13 protein-coding genes are annotated in these 17,265 nt (G+C 45.4%); 9 read left to right on the top strand and 4 right to left on the bottom strand.

The genetic code is table 11. From position 1 onward, the window contains the following. Positions 1–302: 302 nt before the first annotated feature. From JGK36_RS10390 to JGK36_RS10400, 3 genes are all read left to right on the top strand, one after another. The gene (locus JGK36_RS10390) at positions 303–1,913 is read left to right on the top strand and encodes a glucose-6-phosphate isomerase (protein WP_293178938.1); all 1,611 of its coding nucleotides are present in this window, start codon (positions 303–305) and stop codon (positions 1,911–1,913) included. Between the two features lie 340 nt (positions 1,914–2,253). Further along, the gene (locus tag JGK36_RS10395; RefSeq protein WP_293178935.1) at positions 2,254–2,994 is read left to right on the top strand and encodes a response regulator transcription factor; all 741 of its coding nucleotides are present in this window, start codon (positions 2,254–2,256) and stop codon (positions 2,992–2,994) included. Positions 2,995–3,063: 69 nt separating this feature from the next. Continuing rightward, positions 3,064–3,225: a hypothetical protein gene (locus tag JGK36_RS10400; protein WP_293190589.1), complete on the top strand. Its 162-nt coding sequence runs from the start codon at positions 3,064–3,066 to the stop codon at positions 3,223–3,225. Between the two features lie 24 nt (positions 3,226–3,249). Here JGK36_RS10400 and JGK36_RS10405 read toward each other — a convergent pair whose 3' ends face one another. From JGK36_RS10405 to murB, 3 genes are all read right to left on the bottom strand, one after another. After that, positions 3,250–3,738: a low molecular weight protein-tyrosine-phosphatase gene (locus JGK36_RS10405; RefSeq protein ID WP_293178929.1), complete on the bottom strand. Its 489-nt coding sequence runs from the start codon at positions 3,736–3,738 to the stop codon at positions 3,250–3,252. Between the two features lie 184 nt (positions 3,739–3,922). After that, positions 3,923–4,273, bottom strand: coding sequence for a YbaB/EbfC family nucleoid-associated protein (locus tag JGK36_RS10410; RefSeq protein WP_293178926.1), 351 nt, complete (start codon positions 4,271–4,273; stop codon positions 3,923–3,925). Between the two features lie 62 nt (positions 4,274–4,335). Further along, positions 4,336–5,292 carry a UDP-N-acetylmuramate dehydrogenase gene (gene murB / locus JGK36_RS10415; RefSeq protein WP_293196793.1) on the bottom strand — a complete coding sequence of 319 codons (957 nt, stop codon included), beginning with the start codon at positions 5,290–5,292 and terminating at the stop codon, positions 4,336–4,338. 35 nt (positions 5,293–5,327) lie between these two features. On the opposite strand from murB, the gene JGK36_RS10420 reads away from it, so the two are divergent. Further along, positions 5,328–5,492: a hypothetical protein gene (locus JGK36_RS10420; protein ID WP_293154224.1), complete on the top strand. Its 165-nt coding sequence runs from the start codon at positions 5,328–5,330 to the stop codon at positions 5,490–5,492. Here the strand turns inward: JGK36_RS10420 and murC are convergent. Continuing rightward, a complete protein-coding gene (murC, locus tag JGK36_RS10425) occupies positions 5,443–6,999 on the bottom strand; it encodes a UDP-N-acetylmuramate--L-alanine ligase (protein ID WP_293196794.1) in 1,557 nt (518 codons plus the stop codon). The two genes, JGK36_RS10420 and murC, sit on opposite strands and share 50 nt — an antisense overlap. A 749-nt stretch (positions 7,000–7,748) precedes the next feature. Here murC and nadD point away from each other — a divergent pair. From nadD to JGK36_RS10450, 5 genes are all read left to right on the top strand, one after another. After that, positions 7,749–8,477, top strand: coding sequence for a nicotinate (nicotinamide) nucleotide adenylyltransferase (gene nadD / locus JGK36_RS10430; protein WP_293196795.1), 729 nt, complete (start codon positions 7,749–7,751; stop codon positions 8,475–8,477). 172 nt (positions 8,478–8,649) lie between these two features. Beyond that, complete coding sequence (locus tag JGK36_RS10435) at positions 8,650–9,669, top strand: type I glyceraldehyde-3-phosphate dehydrogenase (protein ID WP_293178915.1); 1,020 nt, start codon at positions 8,650–8,652, stop codon at positions 9,667–9,669. Between the two features lie 607 nt (positions 9,670–10,276). Continuing rightward, a complete protein-coding gene (locus tag JGK36_RS10440; RefSeq protein ID WP_293196796.1) occupies positions 10,277–11,230 on the top strand; it encodes a GDP-mannose 4,6-dehydratase in 954 nt (317 codons plus the stop codon). A 22-nt stretch (positions 11,231–11,252) separates the two neighbouring features. Then, a complete protein-coding gene (locus tag JGK36_RS10445) occupies positions 11,253–11,492 on the top strand; it encodes a DUF5678 domain-containing protein (protein WP_293196797.1) in 240 nt (79 codons plus the stop codon). Positions 11,493–11,550: 58 nt separating this feature from the next. Continuing rightward, positions 11,551–17,238 carry an FkbM family methyltransferase gene (locus JGK36_RS10450; RefSeq protein ID WP_293196798.1) on the top strand — a complete coding sequence of 1,896 codons (5,688 nt, stop codon included), beginning with the start codon at positions 11,551–11,553 and terminating at the stop codon, positions 17,236–17,238. The last annotated feature ends 27 nt before the right edge of the window (positions 17,239–17,265 follow it).

The following is a 17,265-nucleotide window of genomic DNA, read 5'->3' on the forward strand; positions in this document are numbered from 1 at the left end:
CTAAAATCCCAAGCCGAACCCTGACAACATTTAAATCTATCTGTCGCTTTCACTTTACTTTTGATGTATCTATGGGGCCTTGCCACTAATGGGCGTTCTACCTACTCAGACTGTTGGGCTAGTCACATTTTTATTCTCTAATTCTGCCAGACTCTTCTGCCTGTCGGAGGGTTTCGCCTTCAGACGAGTCATGCTTAAATTTATTGGGATTCTGCAAAAGCCATACATAACATCGTTTTAAACTACAATTGGTTGATTCCCGACTAGCCCGATCGAACATTATAAGAATCGTAGAGAATTATATGGACGCCGCAGCACTCTGGCAACGCTATCAAGACTGGCTTTACTATCACTCTGGATTGGGACTTTATCTCGATATCAGCCGGATGGGATTCGACGACGATGCGGTAGCAGCACTCAAGCCCAAATTTGACAAAGCTTTCAAAGATATGACAGCTTTGGAAGCAGGCGCGATCGCCAATCCCGACGAAAACCGCATGGTGGGCCACTACTGGCTGCGAAACCCCGATTTAGCTCCCACTCCAGAATTAAAACAAGAAATAGTCGAAGGCATATCACAAGTCGAAGAATTTGTCAAGAAAGTTCAAAGTCGCGATATTAAACCGCCATTTGCTCCGCAATTTACCGATATAATCTCGATCGGCATTGGCGGTTCTGCCCTCGGGCCTCAATTCGTCGCCGAAGCCCTATCCCCAGACATTCCACCCCTAGCAATTCATTTTATTGACAACACAGATCCGGCTGGGATCGATCGCATCCTCAACAAAATCAAAGACAAACTCAGCAGCACCTTAGTAATTACTATCTCCAAATCCGGCGGCACCCCCGAACCCCGCAACGGCATGATCGAAGTTCAAAAAGCCTTCGCAGCCCAAAAACTCGACTTCGCCAAACAGGCAGTTGCCATCACCGGCACAGACAGCCAACTAGACAAATTAGCCAAAGCACAAGGCTGGATAGCCAGCTTCCCCATGTCAGACTGGGTGGGAGGACGCACTTCGGAACTCTCAGCAGTCGGACTTTTACCAGCAGCTTTGCAAGGCATCGACATTCGGGCGATGCTCGATGGCGCTAAAGTCATGGACGAAGCTACCAGAATTCCCGACATTAAAAACAATCCCGCAGCCCTTTTAGCCCTGTCCTGGTATTTTGCCTGCAACGGACGCGGCGAGAAAGACATGGTAGTTTTGCCATACAAAGATTCCCTGCTATTGTTCAGCCGCTATTTGCAGCAATTAGTCATGGAATCGATCGGCAAAGAAAAAGATTTAGACGGCAACACAGTTTATCAAGGAATCTCAGTCTACGGCAACAAAGGCAGCACCGACCAACACGCCTACGTCCAGCAACTCCGAGAAGGCGTGCCGAATTTCTTCCTAACATTTATCGAAGTTTTGGAAGACAGGCAAGGAATTTCTCCAGAAGTAGAACCGGGCGTCACCTCGGGAGATTATTTATCTGGTTTGTTGCAGGGAACTCGACAAGCTTTGTACGAAAATCATCGAGATTCAATCACCGTCACAATTACAAAAGTCAACCCTCGGACAGTAGGAGCATTAATCGCCCTCTACGAAAGAGCCGTAGGTTTTTACGGTTCCTTGGTGAATGTCAATGCCTATCACCAGCCAGGGGTTGAAGCCGGTAAAAAAGCGGCCGCTGCTGTGTTAGATTTGCAGCAACTGGTGCTGCAAGTTATCAAAGACGCTCCAACACCTCTATCTGTATCAGAAATAGCAAAAAAAGCAGGAAGGCCAGAGCAAATCGAGACAATTTACAAAACTCTGCGGCATTTGGCAGCCAACGGGCGCGGCGTAGCTTTGCAGGGAACATTAGCGCAACCTGGTACTTTAACTGCAACTTATCAGAGAGATGGGTCTAAAACCCCTTCTTGAGTGGCCGGCTTTTCGCCATTGTTCAGTAAAATAACAAATCCATCTTCACAAATGAATATGGTAAAATAAACACATCAGACAAGATTAAAAAACCAACCCCCTGCCGGTGGGAAAGTCTACGCCCAAAACATTTTGAGGAGACATGACTACGCACTTAAGCGTGTAAACGTAGTCAGCGAAAGGAACCTTAACAAAAGGGATATTTTGACAGAAATGTCTTAAGAATCCCGGTACCTTGATATTCGGGGAGTGTCAACAACAGAATTAAACAGTAGAATTAAAAATTAAAAGTGAAATTAATCACTTTTAATTTTTAATGTTTAATTTTTAATGTCCGCCCATGCCCTTGACGATTCTGGTTGCTGACGACGATTTCGCGACGCGCTTGTCGATTACCGATTATCTGGAAATTACGGGATACTCTGTAATCGCTGCTGAGAACGGCAAAGATGCTTTAGGCTTGGTAGAGGAATTTCAGCCACATTTGATTGTTACCGACATTACAATGCCCGAGATGGATGGCTACGAATTCGTGCGTCGAGTTCGGACTCGTCCCGCCTTCCGATTGCTACCGGTGATTTTTTTGACGGAACGCACGAGCACGCAGGAACGGATTCGCGGCTATCAGATGGGGTGCGACAATTTTCTGGCTAAGCCTTTTGAACTCCCGGAATTGGGCGCGGTAATTCGCTCTTTGCTCGATCGCTACGCTCTAATTGCTCAGGCACCGTCTCGTTCCCCCGAACCCGAACAGATGCCAACAGCGACAGGTATCATCGCCAATGACCAGCCTCAAACTGATTTTTTAACTCAAAAACCAGAAACGCGCGATTCTTTACGGGATAGCTCGTTCGCGCGGGTATATGGCAGTGGCGATGCTCCGAATTTGACGCAACGAGAGCAGGAAGTGCTAGATTTGCTGACAGAAGGTCTTTCTAATATTCAAATCGGCGATCGGCTCCACCTCAGTCCTCGCACCATCGAAAAGCACGTCAGCAGCTTGTTCAGAAAAACTGAAAGCAACAACCGGGCAGAACTGGTTCGCTTTGCGATGGAACACCATTTGGTCGGTAATTGGTAATTGTTCAGTTGACAGTTGACAGTTGACAATTGACAGCGACCTCTACCTAGAAGGAAGAGGATTTGAGTAATGAATAGTCTGATTTTAATTTCTCCCGAAAAAGCTTGGGGCTTTCAACCAATTCTTTCTGGTATGGCGGTTCTCAAGCGTAGTGAGGTATGCCTGCGTGCCCACGGAGCCCAGTGCGTACCTCATAGGGGAGATCGAAATGCTATAATTGGTAATTGTTAATTGGTAATTGGTAATTGGTAATTGTTAATTGTTAATTGTTAATTGTTCCTGACTGATAACGTATTCCAACAAACCCTCCGAAGCGTCCAGCAGTAAATCAATTACCCGATCGAATCCCTCCGGCCCACCGTAGTAAGGATCGGGAACTTCCTTCAAGTCGTGCGATCGGCAAAAATCGCACATCAAGCGCACTTTATCTTTATATTTTCCCGCAGTATCAACAGCAAGAATATTGCGATAATTGTCGCGATCCATCGCCAAAATCAAATCAAAATTTTCAAAATCTTTCCTGTTAAATTGGCGGGCTTCGCCTAACAATTCAATCTTGCGCTTCCTCGCCGCCAACGCCATGCGGTTGTCAGGGGGGCTGCCAATGTGATACCCGCCAGTTCCGGCTGAATCGCAGGTGATGCGATCGCTCAAACCAGCTTGTTTAATTAAGTGATTCATAATATTTTCTGCTGAGGGCGATCGGCAGATATTTCCGAGGCAGACAAACAATAATTTAGTCATTAGTTATTAGTCATTAGTTATTAGTTATTAGTCATTAGTCATTAGCGCTGTCCCCGCTCGCGAACGTTATTAGTCATTAGTCATTTGTTGCTCGCTTGGGGCTGCTAATAACCAATAACCAATAACATTAGTCAACAGTCAACTAATGACTAATGACTGATGACTAATGACTGATGACTAATGACTAGCCGAACCCAGGGAGATTCAGTCCGCCGGTCAGTTCTTCCATTTTCTCCCGCATCGTTGCCGTAGACTTAGTGTAGGCATCCTGCATCGCCACCGTGACGAGTTCAGAAACCACATCAGCACCTTCACCGATCGCATCCGGTGAGATTTCGACGCGGCGGGGTTCTTGGTTGCCGCTGAGAAAAACCTTAACCAAGCCGCCGCCGGCAGTTCCCTCAATTTCCATTACATCCAACTCTTCTTGGAGCTTTTTAGCTCCTTCTTGAACCTGCTGAGCTTTTTTGAAAGCTTCAGTCAGTTCTTTCATTTTGCCCAGGCCGAAGCCAAATCCTTGTCCTGATTTTGTCATAACTACTTTGTGATGATGTGTGCGCTGGCAGTCTGCCGTTTCCGTATTACTTCAATCATGCCTTAGAAGGGGAACTCTCCCAGTATTCTAACTTCTGGCTCCAACAACAGCGACCACCGCTGCTCGACTTGCTGTTGAACGTGGCGGATCACTTGAAAAATATCATTGGCCGTTGCTGACCCGCAGTTAAGAATAAAATTAGCATGGCGCTGAGCTACTTGCGCGCCACCGATCTGGTATCCCTTCAGTCCCGCTTGTTCGATTAACCAGCCTGCTGCCTTGGGGCTGGGGTTGCGGAAAACAGAGCCGCAGCTAGGCAGGTGGTAGGGTTGACTCGTCCGCCGCTGGCTGAAATTGTTATTAGTTTCTGCCATGACGATCGATCGATCGAATCCCGGCTGCAACTGGAAAGTCGCTTCTGTTACCAGTCGATCGCCCCCTTGCAACACTGAAGTCCGGTAACGATAGCCCAAAGCTTCTGGTGTGAGAATTTCCACCTTACCATTAGGGGATAGCAGGCGAGCGTTGACTAGAATATCAGCAGCACAGCCCCTGTGAGCGCCTGCATTCATCACCACAGCGCCTCCCACAGTGCCCGGTATGCCAACTGCCCATTCCAGGCCTTTCCAGCCCCGCTTAGCCGCCAACCAAGCGAGGCGGGGGATTGACTCCCCCGCCCCGGCTGTAACTTGACCTGTTTCTGCATTAAAGTTTACCTGTTTCAGGTAGCGAGTGGCGACGACCAAACCGGACAAACCCCGATCGCTCACCAACAAATTAGAACCCGCGCCTAGGAGAGTCACCGGTATCCCTTCATCGTGCGCCCAGGCAAAACTCGCTTGCAAAGCCTCCAGACTGCGGGGAGCGACGTACCACTCAGCCGGGCCGCCGACTCGGAAAGAAGTCAGACCCGCCAAAGAAACTTGAGAATTAATTTTACAGTCAGTTCCCCGCAAAGAAATAGGAGAATACACTCGCCGATTTTCCTTCACACAGGAGTCATTCGATATAGTCACCATCTTGAAAATCCTTAAAAATACATTCGCTTGAAGAGGTGGTAGCAAATTCTGTTTGCGTAACTTATGCGACTGTTTTGAGAGAGTCGCCAGACAGCAGTGTCGGTACAACCTGCACCGCCATCATGTCGATCGACTTGGGGCGGGCGAGAGCTAATCCGGGCGATCGGCTTGTTGATAAAAAGCCATCACCTCTGGAATAATCTGATTCAGATTGCCAGCACCCAAAAACAGAGCCAAATCCCCCGGTTGCAGATTTTCGGTTAAAAACTTACTTACCGACTCCAGAGAAGATTGAAACTCAACCTCTCGGCCTTCTTTAGCAATCAAATCAGCAACCTGCTGCCCGCTAATCTCTCCTAAATTCGGTTCCCCAGCACTATAAATATCGCAAGCGACAACCAAATCTGCATCCCCAAAAGATTGAGCAAATTCTGGCAAAAATGTCAGAGTTCGGCTGTAACGGTGCGGTTGAAAAATAGCAACTACTCTTCGGGATTTGGAATTCTTTTCGTTACCTTCGATGCGTAAGCGAGCAGCGGCCAAGGTAACGCGAATTTCGCTGGGATGGTGGGCGTAGTCGTCCACAAACAGGATGTCATTGTGAAAACCCCGCACTTCAAAACGGCGGCGAGCGCCTTCAAAGCCAGCAATCGATGAAGCGATCGCCGAAAACTCCAACCCCAACAATCGACCAACTGCTACGGCTGCTAGTGAATTGCTAAGATTGTGTTTGCCCAACAACTTCAACTCCATTTCCCCCAGGAAAGCTCCTCGCTCCCAAATGCCAGCCTTGGTGCTGGCGGCGCCGTATTCCACATCGGAAACCGTGTAGTCAGCACCGCTGTCCGGATTCAAGCTGTAGCTGACATTCGGTGCAAGGGAGTCTTTGACGATTTGGTCGTCTATGCAGCCCACCAACGTTTGACAGTTTTGGGCAAACACTTTAAATGTGTCTATTACCTGTTCGAGGGTATCGTAATGGTCTGGATGATCCAGTTCCACATTCGTCACTATGCCAATTTTGGCTGCGAGCTTGACGAGGGAACCGTCGGATTCATCAGCCTCGGCGACCAAGTAGGGGCCTTCCCCTAAACGGGCATTCCCTTCCCAAGCATTTACCTCGCCTCCTACTACGATCGTCGGATCCAGACCCGCAGCCATCAGCATAAAGCCGATTAAGCTGCTAGTGGTAGTTTTGCCGTGAGTCCCTGCTACGGCTATGCTTTGGTAATCTTGAATTAACGCTGCCAACACATCCGATCGATGAAAAATCGGACATTCCAAATCTAGGGCAGCTCGATATTCGGCATTTGCCGGGTGAATTGCCGTCGAACATACTACTTGAGGCAATCCCACAATTGCTTGGGGGCCAGAACCCTTGCCGTTCAATTTGAGAGATTCGGCTGTCGCCACGGAAGTCCCTACCGTGCCAGCGACTGCCGAGGATACGGCCTTTTCGGCTGCCCCGCGATCGGGACTGCTACCGTTGAGGGCCGTTTGAAATATTTCAAAATTGCTGGCGTCTTGACGCCAAAAAATGTGAGCTCCCATTTCTTGCAAGCGCTCGGTTATGTGACTCGATTTAATATCGGAGCCGTACACAGGCAACTTGCGTTTCGCTAGAATGTAGGCAAGGGCTGACATCCCAATTCCACCAATGCCGATGAAATGAAATGGTCTCCCGCTGAAATCAACAGAACTCGGCATCTTCGCTCCTCACACACCACACCACGCCAATAACACGCGATATCATATCAAGAATTGTTTTTTCAGGATACAGTTCGCTAGAGATTTTGTACAAAATTCTCTGCGCGTCCCTAGAATTGTGGGACTTGTAGAGATGTTTGTCTTGTATCCTATATGACTTAGTACCGAGTAGTTTTCCGGAACAGTCACAGCTCGAAAATTGCAGGTCAGAGAGAATGGGGTCTGGGGTCGGGGCTAACTGACTAATTGTGGGCGGTTGCATATCTCCTGCATTCTTTCTCTTTCTACCCGCCTGCTGTGCTGGGATACGGCAGCAAAAGCCCCACAACCTTTGTACGAAGATTGAGGGTAAAACCCATCAGGATTTACAAACACTACCACGTATCACAAAAGTTCGCTCATTTTCTAGTTATTTATCTGCGGGTACGGTCATTTTTTCCTGAAAATCAGAGATTGACTCGATCGCCACCACAGTATTTTCTCACATATCTGTATACATTTTCTCACTTAATAAAGGTACGTTGTTGGGCTTCAGCCCTCTTACGCTCTTTTATACATTACATCAAGGTACAGCCCAACAATTTAAATCACAGTCATACCTCACCTATTTGAGAATGAGTTATATACAAACTATACATTCGATCGCAACCGTCAAACAGTGACTGAGCTTAGTGGTAAAAGCGCACAAACATGAAATTTGGGCGATGTCTGTCTGTATTAATCCTAATTAATCCTAATTTTTGGGAATTATGGGGAAAATAGCGATTTTTGGGGGTACTTTTGACCCGGTGCACTGGGGTCACTTGTTGGTAGCCCAGGCGGCTGTGAGTCAATTTAATCTCGATCGAGTGATTTGGGTACCCGATCGCGCTCCTCCTCACAAGTGGCGATCGGATTTGGCAAGTTTTGAGCGGCGGCGCTCCATGCTCGCTCTGGCGCTCGGCGATCGCCCAGACTTCCTACTAGCTCCGTTGGAGGCAAATTCCTCGGGCAGTTCTTTTGCGATCGACACTTTGCTGTATTTGCAAAAAATGTATCCAGGCGATCGGCTGCACTGGATTATTGGCAGCGATGCTTTCAGAACTCTTCCCAAATGGCACCGCTCGGCCGAAATCGGGCGGTTGTGCCACTGGTTGGTGGGCCCGCGTCCGAGTCAGGTAGATCCGCAGACAGCAGAAAGCGGGGACATAGGGGCAGCATCTGAGTGGGGCGATAGTTTGAGCGATGTGTCCATTGATGCTGACGACAGGATGCAGGTTGAGACAAATGCTGTTTGCTGCAAAGTTGCCGAACAGATGGCTCTGCTAGATGTGGAAATTTGTTGGGAGGTGCTGTCCATGCGCGCGATCGAGATTTCGTCGAGCCACATCCGCCGCTGCTGGGCCCAAAATCGCGAGCTGGGCGACTTAGTACCGGAAGTTGTCGGGAGTTATATTGCGGCCCATCAGCTTTACCAGCAACCAGCAGCCGAAAGCTGAATGCCTTGAGCCTTCGGATTTCTGCCTTCTCAAAAATTTCAGATTTTTTCGATACAGACGAAAAGTTAGAAAGGATCAGCCTTTGCGATATGATCTGGTGTCAGAAGTCAATTATTAAATTTTTCCAAAAATTCAGCCTGAGTTAAGGGCTGCCATCATTAGGAGGTACTAGGTGATTAGAGTCGCGATCAATGGTTTTGGACGTATTGGGCGCAGTTTTACGCGCTGCTTGCTGGGCCGAGAAAATAGCCAGCTTGAGCTGGTAGCAATTAATGACACTTCCGATCCGAAAACTAATGCTCACTTGCTGAGATACGATTCCATGATGGGAACGTTGAAGGGTGTGGACATCAGTACGGATGAAAATTCGATTATTCTCAATGGCAAGACAGTTAAATGCGTGAGCGATCGCAATCCGCTCAACCTGCCTTGGAAAGATTGGGGTATTGATCTGATTATTGAAGCAACCGGCGTCTTCGTTGACCAAGCTGGTGCCTCGAAGCATATCACTGCCGGCGCTAAAAAAGTGCTGATTACTGCTCCCGGTAAGGGGCCAGAAGTTGGCACCTATGTGATGGGAGTCAACCACCACAACTACAAGCACAGTGACTACACTGTCATCAGCAATGCTAGCTGTACTACTAACTGTCTAGCTCCCGTACTGAAAGTGCTTCACGAAAATTTTGGCATCGTCAAAGGCATGATGACCACTACCCACAGCTATACTGGCGACCAGCGCTTGCTGGATGCCAGCCACCGGGATTTGCGACGGGCGCGGGCTGCTGCGATGAATATTGTGCCTACTTCTACTGGTGCTGCTCAAGCTGTGGCTTTGGTGATTCCAGAATTGAAGGGTAAGTTAAATGGCATCGCCATGCGGGTTCCGACTCCTAATGTGTCGGTCGTTGATTTTGTGGCTCAGGTAGAGAAAAAGACTTTTACCGAGCAAGTAAATCAAGTTTTCAAAGAAGCAGCCGAAGGCCCGATGAAGGGGATTTTGGAGTACAACGATTTGCCTCTGGTTTCTTGCGACTATCGCGGAAACGATTCTTCTTCCATCCTAGATTCTAGCTTGACACTGGTGATGGACGGCGACATGGTAAAGGTGTTGGCTTGGTACGACAACGAGTGGGGCTACAGCCAGCGCGTAGTTGACTTGGCTGAATTGGTCGCCCAACGGTGGGAAGGCTAGTATCTGAAGAAGGCATTGGTCAGTAGGCAAAAGGTAAAAATAACGAATAAAGCAATATTGGTCTACTGTTTGATGCTATAACCCAGATCCCCCCTAACCCCCCTAAAAAAGGGGGGGACATGAGCCTTCTCTAAAAAAGGGGGGACAAGAGTCTTCTCAAAGTCTCCTTTTTAAGGGGGATTTAGGGGGATCTGGTCTCGGCTATAAGCGAGATTTCAGGACTTACGCACGGGTAGCCAGAAACCGGGTTTTTTCACCCAAATATTTGGTTCAAACCCTTAATATCGGTAAAAAACCCGGTTTCTTTAGTCCTCCGGCGTAAGTCCTGAAATTTGTTTGTAAATCGGACGTACGGTTGAAACCGCGTCTACACTACACAAACGATGTCCGCCGGACGCCGACGGAAAAATAACCGAATTGTAAGTGCCACGTCTTCAACCCACGGAGGTGGGTTTTGTCTGTATAGACGCGGTTTCAACCGCCCGGTCTTCTCTGGTAACTCCTCGAAAAATCCCAAATATTAAAAATAATAAAAATTCTGACGGTAAAAGTTAAATAACGGGAAAAATAGCAACCGTTAAGCTAGAGTTTGGTTGTAAAAATTTATATGAAAAAAGCGCTAATTTGTGGTATATCAGGTCAAGATGGAGCTTATTTAGCTAAACTGTTGCTCGATCGAGGTTATGAAGTTTGTGGCACCTCCAGGGACGCCCAAATGTCTAGTTTCGGAAACCTTGCCCGTTTGGGAATCCGGGACAGAGTAAAACTAGAATCCATGTCTCTCAACGATTTTCGCAGCGTCTTGCAAGTATTAGCAAAAATTGCACCCGACGAAGTGTACAATCTAGCGGGTCAAAGTTCCGTCGCTCTGTCTTTTGAACAACCAGTAGAAACCCTCGAAAGTATTGCCACAGGTACATTAAATCTGTTAGAAGCAATTCGGTTTACCGGTGGCAAAATTAAACTTTACAATGCCAGTTCTAGCGAATGTTTTGGGGATACCGGAGGCAATCCTGCCGATGAAAATACCCCCTTTCGCCCCAGAAGTCCTTACGCAGTGGCAAAAGCCGCAGCATTTTGGGAAGTAGCGAATTATCGGGAAGCGTACAATTTGTTTGCGTGTTCTGGTATTTTGTTCAATCACGAGTCGCCACTGCGCCCGGAGAGGTTCGTCACCCAAAAGATTGTATCTGTTGTGTGCCGAATTGCTGCGGGTAGTTCCGAAAAACTGCATTTGGGAAATATTTCAGTGCAGCGGGACTGGGGCTGGGCACCGGAATATGTGGAGGCGATGTATTTGATGTTGCAGCAGGAAGAACCAGATGATTATGTAATTGCTACTGGTGTAAGTTATCCTTTGGAGGAATTTGTGCAGACAGCGTTTGTTGCTGCGGGTTTGGATTGGCGGGAACATTTGGTAACTGATGCGAGTCTCTACAGACCGACGGAGATTGCTGTAGGGAGGGGAAATCCGGCTAAGGCTAAGCAAAAGTTGGGATGGGAGGCGAAGTATAAGATGCCCGATGTAGTGCGGATGATGGTGGAGGCGAGGATGATTTGAGGGAAAATTATGAGGTGAAAATATGGCAGCAGAATATGCGACAGCTAAGGAGTGGTACAAAGCTAATCGTCGTGAATTGAAAAAATATCGGGGTCAGTGGATCGCTTATACTAACCGAGGGGTGATTAGTTGCGATGGCGATTATGACAAAATGAAGGACGGGATAGATCCAAGTTTGTCAAGTTTAGATTATGTGATTGAACGCATATTTGAAAGCGAATTTCTAGATACTGTCCGGTTCTCAGGATTCCATTGTAACTAGAGATTAGTTGATGACGTTAAAACTGTTATATAAGAACTACAAGAGGAAAACAAGTCAAATGCAAACAAGCGAATTAGTTCAAATAAAGAAATCAATTCACGAAGAAAGTTGGAAGCCAGCCTACAAATTTTTACCAGAGCTGATACAGAAATTCAATTTAAAAGTAGGTGCAGAGATCGGCGTGGCGTTTGGAGGTCATTCAGAAGCTATGCTCAGCAATACAAATATTGAACTACTGTACGGGATTGACAGCTATCAACATAGTGACTCTTACGACGACCCGATGAACCTCCCGCAGGCAGATTTTGACATACTCTGTGAAACAACGAAAAATCGCCTAGCTGTCTTTGGAGATAGATTTAGGCTGATTCGTTCAAATTCACAGCAAGCTATGGGGCAAATTGATGGCTTGCTTGATTTTGTCTACATAGATGCAGAGCATTCCTACCAAGGCGTTTGGCAAGACCTCTGCACTTGGTACAGCAAAATTAGAGTGGGGGGTTTAATTAGCGGCCATGATTATGGGCATATCGCTTTTCCGGGCGTGAAACAAGCTATTGATGAGTTTTTTAGAAGGTTAGACTGGCAAGTCAACCTTGAGGGCGAGGGAGTTTGGTGGGTACAAAAGCAATCGGTGAATATCAGTTTTTTCATCCCCGCCTACAACTGCGAACAAACGATTGAAGAGTCAGTTTATTCTATATTAGAGGGTAATTTTGAAGACGACGACGAGTTAATTATTGTAAATGACGGCTCCACCGATCAGACAGAAAGCCTAATTCAGATTATTAAAAATAAATTTCCCTTCATTAAGTATTTTAGTCATGAAACCAACCGGGGTGGTGCCGCAGCAAGAAATACCGCTGTAAAAAATGCTACGCACCACCTTTCTTTCTGCTTAGATTCGGATAATATACTAGCTCCGAAAAGCATTTATAAACTAAAAGAATTCCTCCTGAATTCAGGAGCAGATATAGCCGCCTTCCAAGAAATTCACTTTTTTGAAGGTAACAAAGAAAATATTATCAGTAAATGGATATATCAAGATACAGTTACTTTGGCTGACGCTCTTTGTAGACATGAGGTGCCAGGAGCGAGTGGCAACTATTTGTTTACTAAAGAAAGTTGGCTCAGAGCCGATGGATACCCAGAGTTTGCCGGAGCTCTAGATACTTACGGGTTTGGTTTTCGGCAATTGGCTACAAACTCCAAGATGTACACATTGCCAAATTCATATTATTACCATAGACAGGGTATTGAATCTTACTGGATTAGGTTCACAAGAGCTAATAATAACTGGTCATTAATATTGACTGAAATTTTAGCTCCCTATGCACATTTGATTGCTGAGTTAGATTGGCAATATATTTGTGGGGAAGGCAAAGATAATTGGTGTTTAGAGCTTCCCCGCCGACCTATTTCTTTGAGAACTCAAGTAAAGAGTATACAAACAGATGCAGAGTTGCAGTCAATTGCGATCGCACAGAAACCGCAAGAAAATATAGAGTCACCCAGCCCTCTCGTGTTTACGGGCGAGAGCCAAGTGATTGCCAAATATATCAAAGCTGGCGATATAGTTTTTGACGTAGGGGCGAATGCCGGGGATTGGACACAGGAAGTGTTAAATCAAGGGCATGATGTAGAAATTCACTTGTTTGAACCAATCCCTAATGTATATCAAAGACTCTTGCAAAATCTGGTCAACAAAATTCCCAGCGGAAAAATCAGGGCTTTCAATCTTGCTTTAGGGAATAAAGAAGAAGTAAAGACTTTTTATCACTACGAAGATCTGTCTGTTTTAAGTACCTTTTACCGTAGGGTAGAAGTAGAGAAGCAAGGAAATTTCAATCCTCCAAAATCTTTTCCAGTCGTAACAACAACTATCGATATTTACTGCCAGAAACAAGAAATCAAAAGAATTAATTTTTTAAAAGTAGATGTTGAAGGGGGTGAGTTAGACGTACTATATGGAGCTAAATATTTTTTAGAAACAGGTCGAATAGATTATCTGCAATTTGAATATGGGGGGACTTACCTCGATTCTCAAAGAACTTTAAAAGAAGCATTTGAGTATTTACAAAATTTTCGGTACTCAATATTTAAAATTTTACCCAGCGGATTAGAGTACAAGCCAAGTTTTGTGCCAGAATATGAAGACTTTGAGTACAGTAATTTTTTGGCAGTAAACGAGCGATTCAGAACAAATGTCTTGGGTGAATTAACCGACGGAAAATTGGATTTGCTGCAACTTTGCCTAGAACATTCCGTTACACCCCGCGGCGTTGTTCACGTTGGTGCCCATGAAGGCACAGAAATTAGCGCTTACCAACAAATGGGCGTACAAAATGTGCTGTTCGTAGAAGCAAACCCAATTGTGTTTGAACGCTTGCAGGCAAATTTAGCTGCTGTTCCCAATGTTCTAGTAGCGAATTGTGCGATTAGCGATCGCAATGGTACGGTGGATTTGCACGTTACTTCTTTCGATCAAAGCAGTTCTATTTTGCAATTGAAGCACCATCAGGAGATTTATCCCCACATTACAGAAACTCATCAAGTAACGGTACCGTCAAAAAAGCTTGATACGTTGTTACAAGAACTAGAAATTAATCCCTCTGACTTTAATATCTTAAATATAGATATCCAAGGGGCAGAACTTTTGGCTTTGCAAGGGTCAATCAACTGGCTGAAATATGTTGATCTTATTAATACTGAAGTCAATTACGAAGAACTTTATGAAGGTTGTGTTTTAATTGATCAACTTGATGAATTTTTAGAGGCGCAGGGTTTTCATCGGGTAGCAACAACAACGCCACACCCGTCTTGGGGGGATGCAGTTTATGTGAAAAAACCCGTTATTACTTCATCCGTACTTGGCATGGAGAATATGGGTAGGTTGGGGAATCAAATATTTTTGTATGGGTTCCTGAAAATCTACGCACTGGAACACAATCTCAGGGTTGAAACGCCAACTTGGATTGGTCAGTATCTATTCGGTCACAGCAACCCGCCAATTTCTCGGTCATTACCTCTAGTGGGAGAGGAATCGCAGCCTTATAAACTTTCCGATTCAGCAATTCTCAATGCACCGGAACCGTTTAAAAATGTAGACTTCCACGGCTATTTTCAGTTTCATACGCAGTATCACGCAAGACATAAAGAGTATTTTAGCTCGCTGTTCAAGCCTGTACCGACAGTCGAAGCAAGAATGGCGGAAGCTATGAACCGCTTGCGTGCTAAAGGTAAAACAGTTGTAGGATTGCATTTGCGTCGCGGTGATTACAAAAGCGTTCATACAGTAGTTCCATATCTGACTATTGCGCCTAGTGGATGGTACAAAGAGTGGCTGAACGGTTTTTGGGAAACTCTTGATGAGCCGGTATTGTTTATAGCTAGCGATGAAATTGAAGATGTAATCGCAGATTTTGCAGAATATCACCCAATAACAGTCAAAGATTTGGGTGTTGAACTGCCGGAAGCACCGTTCTATCCTGATTTTTATATTTTGAGTCAATGCGATGTTTTGGCTATCTCAAATAGCACATTTTCATTTGCAGCAGCCATGCTGAACGAACGGTGCAAATTTTTCTTCCGTCCTAACTTGCTACAGGAAAAATTGATTGCGTTCGATCCTTGGAATAGCGAGCCACTACTGCGGGAAAATCCTAATGAGTTGGGATTGAAAATGCTTCAAAACCCAGTAAAAATCATCCAAATTCAGGAGGTTACATTAATGCCTCCCGATCATCCGGAGTTGCTGTGGGGATTTAATATAGAGGCTCCGGCGATCGGCACTAAGGTAAGTTCAGGTAATCTTTTGATTGGAGGTTGGGTATTAGGTAAGAATTCCAGGGCTATTAAAGTTGAGTTGATTCGCGATGGCGAAATTATCCATGAAATTCCTGTGAATCAGTACCGTCCGGATGTTGCTGCTGTTTTTTCGCAAGTACCCTTAGCAGAAAATAGTGGTTATGCGATCGAATGGGAAGTAAAATTAACGCCGCCTGAATCTCAACTTTTGCTCCAAGCTGTACTCGCAGATAACACCCGTGTCAAAATGGGGTTAATTAGGTTGCAAGAAATTGTTTATCCAACTCCCAAAGTCAAGCCTAGGAAAAAGTGCAAACTGAGCCTGTGTGCCATTATGAAAGATGAGGCTCCATATCTTATAGAGTGGTTGGAGTTTCATAAATTAGTTGGTGTTGAAAGATTTTATTTGTACAATAATAACAGTACGGATAACACTCTTGACATTGTTCAATCCTACGTGGAATCGGGTGAAGTTGTTTTGCACGACTGGCCATTTAGTGCTAAACAACAAGCTTCAGCATACGAATATTGTCTGGAAGCATACAGACAAGAATCGGAGTGGATAACTTTTCTGGACTTGGATGAATTTTTGTTTCCCACAGAAAAGGAAAACTTAATAGAAGTATTAGAGGAATTTGATTCTGTTCCAGCAGTAGGAGTTAATACCTTAATTTTTGGCTCTTCCGGTCATAAAACTAGACCCGGAGGGCTACAGATAGAAAATTTTACTCAGCGATCCCAAGATGATTTTGAATCCAATAGGTATATAAAGAGTATTGTTCGTCCAGCACAAATCCTGCGCTCTAACTGTCCTCACTTTTTCATACCCATTAATAATGATTTATTTACGGTCACAGAAAACAAAGAACCGTTATCCTCTTCTATATCTGAAAGACTTTCTGTGGAAAAACTGCGGGTTAATCATTACTATACTAGGTCGAAACAGGAAATGAAACAAAAGGTTATGCGTGGGGATGCTTTTTTCTCTTGGGGCAAAGCTTTATCTGTTTTAGAAGCCTGGGATAGAAATGAGGTAGAAGATTTAACGATTCAACGTTTTGTTCCTCAGTTGAAGCAAGCTGTTGATTCAGTTAAGTCTAAATCTCGAATAGCACAGATTTTGACTGAACATTGGCATTTGCAGTCTAAGCTGTACCAGATGCAAATGGAATTAGAGGAATTTCAGACAAAACAGCAGCAAAATCCCGCAGAATTTGAGCAATTTTTAACTCAAAAGGCAGAAGTTTCTCTTGAACTTCAACCAATTAAAAAGGAACTTCAAATCACGCAGGCTCAATACCACAAAACTCACGAAGAACTAGAACAAACTAAGTCTCAGCTAATGGCAATTCAGGCTAAAATGCAAGAGATTGAGACCGCAGCGGTTCCGTTAGGTCAACTGGCAGAGTTGTATTTAGCTCAAGGAAAACTAGAAGAAGCGATCGCAGTTTGCGAGCAAGCCTTCAAGATAAAACCAAAATTTGCCCCGGCGTATAAGACTTTGGGGAATGTCTTCCAAGCTCAGGGTAAACTGGATGAGGCAAAGAATTGCTACATTCGCGCTCTTGAAATTCAGCCGGATTTTGCCCAAGCTTTAGCGAATCTGGGAACTATTCACGCACAGCACCAACAGTGGTCGCTGGCGATCGCCTCTTACCAAAAAGCGATCGCGATTCAACCGAATTTTGCTGGTGTTTACCGAAACCTGGCTAAGGTTTTTTCGCAAATTGGCAAGCCAGATGAAGCTGTCGAGTGTTGTTATGCAGCGGCGATTTTGCAGCCTGAAACCACAGCAGAGCAATACTTTAACCTTGGCAATACTTTGTTAGAGCAAGGGAAACAGGAGCGGGCGATCGTGTGTTATCGCAGGGCGGTTTATCTAAACCCAAGTTTTTCTGATGCCCATGACAAGTTAGAAGTTATGTCTGTTGGGGAGTAGGATAAAGCGATCGCCCTTTATGTCCAA

The sequence above is a fragment of the Microcoleus sp. PH2017_35_SFW_U_B genome, assembly GCF_020737865.1.
Classification (GTDB): domain Bacteria; phylum Cyanobacteriota; class Cyanobacteriia; order Cyanobacteriales; family Microcoleaceae; genus Microcoleus.

Coding starts and splice junctions, on each gene's coding strand:
- JGK36_RS10390 (WP_293178938.1), top strand. CDS start 303: ATGGACGCCGCAGCACTCTGGCAACGCTATCAAGACTGGCTTTACTAT.
- JGK36_RS10395 (WP_293178935.1), top strand. CDS start 2,254: ATGCCCTTGACGATTCTGGTTGCTGACGACGATTTCGCGACGCGCTTG.
- JGK36_RS10400 (WP_293190589.1), top strand. CDS start 3,064: ATGAATAGTCTGATTTTAATTTCTCCCGAAAAAGCTTGGGGCTTTCAA.
- JGK36_RS10405 (WP_293178929.1), bottom strand. CDS start 3,738: ATGACTAAATTATTGTTTGTCTGCCTCGGAAATATCTGCCGATCGCCC.
- JGK36_RS10410 (WP_293178926.1), bottom strand. CDS start 4,273: ATGACAAAATCAGGACAAGGATTTGGCTTCGGCCTGGGCAAAATGAAA.
- murB (WP_293196793.1), bottom strand. CDS start 5,292: ATGGTGACTATATCGAATGACTCCTGTGTGAAGGAAAATCGGCGAGTG.
- murC (WP_293196794.1), bottom strand. CDS start 6,999: ATGCCGAGTTCTGTTGATTTCAGCGGGAGACCATTTCATTTCATCGGC.
- nadD (WP_293196795.1), top strand. CDS start 7,749: ATGGGGAAAATAGCGATTTTTGGGGGTACTTTTGACCCGGTGCACTGG.
- JGK36_RS10440 (WP_293196796.1), top strand. CDS start 10,277: ATGAAAAAAGCGCTAATTTGTGGTATATCAGGTCAAGATGGAGCTTAT.
- JGK36_RS10445 (WP_293196797.1), top strand. CDS start 11,253: ATGGCAGCAGAATATGCGACAGCTAAGGAGTGGTACAAAGCTAATCGT.
- JGK36_RS10450 (WP_293196798.1), top strand. CDS start 11,551: ATGCAAACAAGCGAATTAGTTCAAATAAAGAAATCAATTCACGAAGAA.